The following is a 5552-nucleotide window of genomic DNA, read 5'->3' on the forward strand; positions in this document are numbered from 1 at the left end:
CCCGATTATCTCGCCGGCGCCCCGCGGGTTTTGTGTCGCGCAAAGACAAACCCCCACCCGTATTCACGGGCGGGGGTTTGCGGGATAAAGACCCTGGCGATGACCTACTCTCGCATGGGCAAATGCCACACTACCATCGGCGCGGGTGCGTTTCACTTCCGAGTTCGGGATGGGATCGGGTGGTTCCACACCGCTATGGTCACCAGGGAGAGGGTGGAGGGTCGCCGGTTAGGCGCCACGCTCTCGACGGTTACCGGACAAGCCTTTCGGCCTGAGCGGAATAAGTTGGATGTAGCGAGCAGTGAATGTCGTGACGTGTCACGAGGGTAAGGTGCTTTGGTTAACCCAAAGCGTCTTGAGGTTATATGGTCAAGCCGCACGGATCATTAGTACAGGTTAGCTCAACGCATTGCTGCGCTTACACACCCTGCCTATCAACGTCGTAGTCTTCAACGTTCCTTTAGGGGAGTCAAGCTCCCGGGAGATCTCATCTTGAGGCGCGCTTCCCGCTTAGATGCTTTCAGCGGTTATCGCTTCCGAACATAGCTACCCGGCAGTGCCACTGGCGTGACAACCGGAACACCAGAGGTTCGTCCACTCCGGTCCTCTCGTACTAGGAGCAGCCCCTCTCAAATCTCCAACGCCCACGACAGATAGGGACCGAACTGTCTCACGACGTTCTGAACCCAGCTCGCGTACCACTTTAAATGGCGAACAGCCATACCCTTGGGACCGACTACAGCCCCAGGATGTGATGAGCCGACATCGAGGTGCCAAACACCGCCGTCGATATGAACTCTTGGGCGGTATCAGCCTGTTATCCCCGGAGTACCTTTTATCCGTTGAGCGATGGCCCTTCCATACAGAACCACCGGATCACTAAGACCTACTTTCGTACCTGCTTGATCCGTCGATCTTGCAGTCAAGCACGCTTATGCCTTTGCACACAGTGCGCGATGTCCGACCGCGCTGAGCGTACCTTCGTGCTCCTCCGTTACTCTTTGGGAGGAGACCGCCCCAGTCAAACTACCCACCATACACGGTCCCCGCGCCGGATAACGGCGCCAGGTTAGAACGTCAAGCACATCAGGGTGGTATTTCAAGGATGGCTCCACCGAAGCTAGCGCCTCGGTTTCATAGCCTCCCACCTATCCTACACAGACGAACTCAACGTTCAGTGTAAAGCTATAGTAAAGGTTCACGGGGTCTTTCCGTCTTGCCGCGGGAACGCTGCATCTTCACAGCGATTTCAATTTCACTGAGTCTCGGGTGGAGACAGCGCCGCTGTCGTTACGCCATTCGTGCAGGTCGGAACTTACCCGACAAGGAATTTCGCTACCTTAGGACCGTTATAGTTACGGCCGCCGTTTACTGGGGCTTCGATCAAGAGCTTCGCCTTGCGGCTAACCCCATCACTTAACCTTCCAGCACCGGGCAGGCGTCACACCCTATACGTCCACTTTCGTGTTTGCAGAGTGCTGTGTTTTTGATAAACAGTCGCAGCGGCCTGGTCACTGCGGCCCTCCCCAGCTATTAACCATGGAGGGCGCACCTTCTCCCGAAGTTACGGTGCTATTTTGCCTAGTTCCTTCACCCGAGTTCTCTCAAGCGCCTTAGAATTCTCATCCTGCCCACCTGTGTCGGTTTACGGTACGGTCTGCGTAAGCTGAAGCTTAGGAGCTTTTCCTGGAAGCGTGATATCAGCAGCTTCGCCCTAATGGGCTCGTCCTTAGTCTCAACGTTGCTCCCCCGGATTTGCCAAAGGGAACCGCCTCAACTCTCTCACCCGGACAACCAACGCCGGGCCTGCCTAACCTTCTCCGTCCCTCCATCGCACTTACGCGAGGTGCTGGAATATTAACCAGCTTCCCATCGACTACGCTTTTCAGCCTCGCCTTAGGGGCCGACTCACCCTGCGCCGATTGACGTTGCGCAAGGAAACCTTGGGCTTTCGGCGTGCGGGGTTTTCACCCGCATTATCGTTACTCATGTCAGCATTCGCACTTCCGATACCTCCAGCAACCTTCTCAAGTCACCTTCAACGGCTTACGGAACGCTCCTCTACCGCGCATACAGAAGTATGCACCCCAAGCTTCGGTTCATCGCTTAGCCCCGTTAAATCTTCCGCGCAGACCGACTCGACCAGTGAGCTATTACGCTTTCTTTAAAGGGTGGCTGCTTCTAAGCCAACCTCCTGGCTGTCTGTGCCTTTCCACATCGTTTTCCACTTAGCGATGAATTTGGGACCTTAGCTGTGGGTCTGGGTTGTTTCCCTTTTCACGACGGACGTTAGCACCCGCCGTGTGTCTCCCATACAGTCCGTCTCGGTATTCGGAGTTTGCAATGGTTTGGTAAGTCGCAATGACCCCCTAGCCATAACAGTGCTCTACCCCCGAGAGGATACATATGAGGCGCTACCTAAATAGCTTTCGAGGAGAACCAGCTATCTCCGGGTTCGATTAGCTTTTCACTCCTAATCACACCTCATCCCCTACCTTTGCAACGGGAGTGGGTTCGGGCCTCCAGTCGGTGTTACCCGACCTTCACCCTGGGCATGACTAGATCACCCGGTTTCGGGTCTACTGCCCGCGACTATGCGCCCTTATCAGACTCGGTTTCCCTTCGCCTCCCCTATACGGTTAAGCTCGCCACGAACAGTAAGTCGCTGACCCATTATACAAAAGGTACGCCGTCACCCTTGCGGGCTCCGACTGCTTGTACGCACACGGTTTCAGGATCTATTTCACTCCCTTCACCAGGGTTCTTTTCGCCTTTCCCTCACGGTACTGGTTCACTATCGGTCGGTCAGTAGTATTTAGCCTTGGAGGATGGTCCCCCCATGTTCAGACAGGGTTTCACGTGCCCCGCCTTACTCGATTTCACTGGAAAAGCCTTTTCGCGTACCGGGCTATCACCGTCTATGGCCAACCTTTCCAGGTTGTTCCGCTAAAACTAATCCAGCTTAAGGGCTGGTCCCCGTTCGCTCGTCACTACTTAGGGAATCTCGGTTGATTTCTTTTCCTCCGGGTACTTAGATATTTCAGTTCTCCGGGTTCGCTTCCAGCAGCTATGTATTTACTGCAGGATACTGCTTGCGCAGTGGGTTTCCCCATTCGGACATCGCGGGATCAATGCTTGTTGCCAGCTCCCCCGCGCTTTTCGCAGGCTGCCACGTCCTTCATCGCCTCTGACCGCCAAGGCATCCACCGTGTGCGCTTATTCGCTTGACCATATAACCCCAAGTCGCCTCGGGGTCGTAGTTGTGTCCAGGGGTACAAAGCCCGGACGCGAATTCAACGACTCAATTTTTAGGGATCTCGAGGATCCCCGCCTTAGCCTCACGACACGTCTGTAGACATTCGTCTAAAACGCTCGCTACATCCATATTTTCAAAGAACACACGACCGGCTTCAGCGCCCGTCGCGTTTCTAACTTTGTGTGTGCAGGCATTCGAAGTGGTGGGTCTGGGAGGACTCGAACCACCGACCTCACCCTTATCAGGGGTGCGCTCTAACCACCTGAGCTACAGACCCGGTGCGTGGTGGAGCTTGTCGGGATCGAACCGACGACCCCCTGCTTGCAAAGCAGGTGCTCTCCCAGCTGAGCTAAAGCCCCATTTGGGGACGCTCTCCGGACACTTACCGGGTGTCCGGAAACTTCGAATGCAGGTGTCTTGTGCGGGCGCCTGGCAGCAATGCTGCCGGTTCTCAAAAGGAGGTGATCCAGCCGCACCTTCCGATACGGCTACCTTGTTACGACTTCACCCCAGTCATCGGCCACACCGTGGCAAGCGCCCCCCCGAAGGTTAAGCTACCTGCTTCTGGTGCAACAGACTCCCATGGTGTGACGGGCGGTGTGTACAAGGCCCGGGAACGTATTCACCGCAGCAATGCTGATCTGCGATTACTAGCGATTCCGACTTCATGGAGTCGAGTTGCAGACTCCAATCCGGACTGGGATAGGGTTTCTGGGATTGGCTCACCCTCGCGGGATTGCGGCCCTCTGTCCCTACCATTGTAGTACGTGTGTAGCCCTGGCCGTAAGGGCCATGATGACTTGACGTCATCCCCACCTTCCTCCGGCTTGTCGCCGGCGGTCTCCTTAGAGTTCCCACCATTACGTGCTGGCAACTAAGGACAAGGGTTGCGCTCGTTGCGGGACTTAACCCAACATCTCACGACACGAGCTGACGACAGCCATGCAGCACCTGTCTCACGGTTCCCGAAGGCACTCCCGCATCTCTGCAGGATTCCGTGGATGTCAAGGCCAGGTAAGGTTCTTCGCGTTGCATCGAATTAAACCACATACTCCACCGCTTGTGCGGGCCCCCGTCAATTCCTTTGAGTTTCAGTCTTGCGACCGTACTTCCCAGGCGGCGAACTTAACGCGTTAGCTTCGATACTGAGTGCCAAGTTGCACCCAACATCCAGTTCGCATCGTTTAGGGCGTGGACTACCAGGGTATCTAATCCTGTTTGCTCCCCACGCTTTCGTGCCTCAGTGTCAGTGCTGGTCCAGGGTGCCGCCTTCGCCACGGATGTTCCTCCCGATATCTACGCATTTCACTGCTACACCGGGAATTCCGCACCCCTCTACCGCACTCCAGATCGCCAGTATCCAATGCAGTTCCCAGGTTGAGCCCGGGGCTTTCACATCAGACTTAACGAACCACCTACGCACGCTTTACGCCCAGTAATTCCGAGTAACGCTTGCACCCTTCGTATTACCGCGGCTGCTGGCACGAAGTTAGCCGGTGCTTATTCTTCCGGTACCGTCAGAACCCCCGAGTATTAATCGAAGGCTTTTCTTCCCGGACAAAAGAGCTTTACAACCCGAAGGCCTTCTTCACTCACGCGGCATGGCTGGATCAGGCTTGCGCCCATTGTCCAATATTCCCCACTGCTGCCTCCCGTAGGAGTCTGGACCGTGTCTCAGTTCCAGTGTGGCTGATCATCCTCTCAGACCAGCTACGGATCGTCGCCTTGGTGGGCCTTTACCCCGCCAACTAGCTAATCCGGCGTCGGCTCATCTTTCTGCGTGAGGCCTTGCGGTCCCCCACTTTCACCCGTAGGTCGTATGCGGTATTAGCGTAAGTTTCCCTACGTTATCCCCCACAAAAAGGCAGATTCCGACGCATTCCTCACCCGTCCGCCGCTCGCCGGCATCCCGAAGGACCCGCTGCCGCTCGACTTGCATGTGTTAGGCCTGCCGCCAGCGTTCACTCTGAGCCAGGATCAAACTCTTCACTTAAGTTTTGCAACCAATCCCGAAGGATCGGCTAAAGCTTTTAGTGCAGAGCCCGTTCCAAGCCTCAAAACTCGCTTGCATTTGCATGCATTTAAATCTTGTTGCTTGTGACGAGACATCTGCGATGGACAGTCATCCACCACCAGACGCCCGCACAAGTCACCTGCGCACACTGTCAAAGATCAGAAGACTTCGGCCTCAGCGCCTCGTCTTTTTATCCCCTCGAACCGACTTCAGTCCGTCCGAGTGAGCCGCCCATTTTAGGGCAGTTTCGATCACTGTCAACACCCGGTGATCGACTTTTTT

General features: G+C 55.6%; 2 tRNA genes and 3 rRNA genes. All 5 read right to left on the minus strand.

Annotated elements, in window-relative coordinates:
- Positions 1–91: 91 nt before the first annotated feature.
- A 5S ribosomal RNA gene (gene rrf / locus ACKTTN_RS14525) occupies positions 92–207 on the minus strand.
- Positions 208–365: 158 nt separating this feature from the next.
- Positions 366–3230 (minus strand): 23S ribosomal RNA (locus tag ACKTTN_RS14530).
- Positions 3231–3456: 226 nt separating this feature from the next.
- Positions 3457–3533, minus strand: a tRNA-Ile gene (locus tag ACKTTN_RS14535).
- A 6-nt stretch (positions 3534–3539) separates the two neighbouring features.
- Positions 3540–3615 (minus strand) — tRNA-Ala (locus ACKTTN_RS14540).
- Positions 3616–3710: 95 nt separating this feature from the next.
- Positions 3711–5249: ribosomal RNA gene (locus ACKTTN_RS14545) — 16S ribosomal RNA — on the minus strand.
- Together the 16S, 23S and 5S rRNA genes with 2 tRNA genes alongside form the textbook arrangement of a ribosomal RNA operon.
- Positions 5250–5552 lie beyond the last annotated feature (303 nt).

It is taken from the genome of Lysobacter claricitrinus (assembly GCF_045866565.1).
GTDB lineage: Bacteria > Pseudomonadota > Gammaproteobacteria > Xanthomonadales > Xanthomonadaceae > Cognatilysobacter > Cognatilysobacter claricitrinus.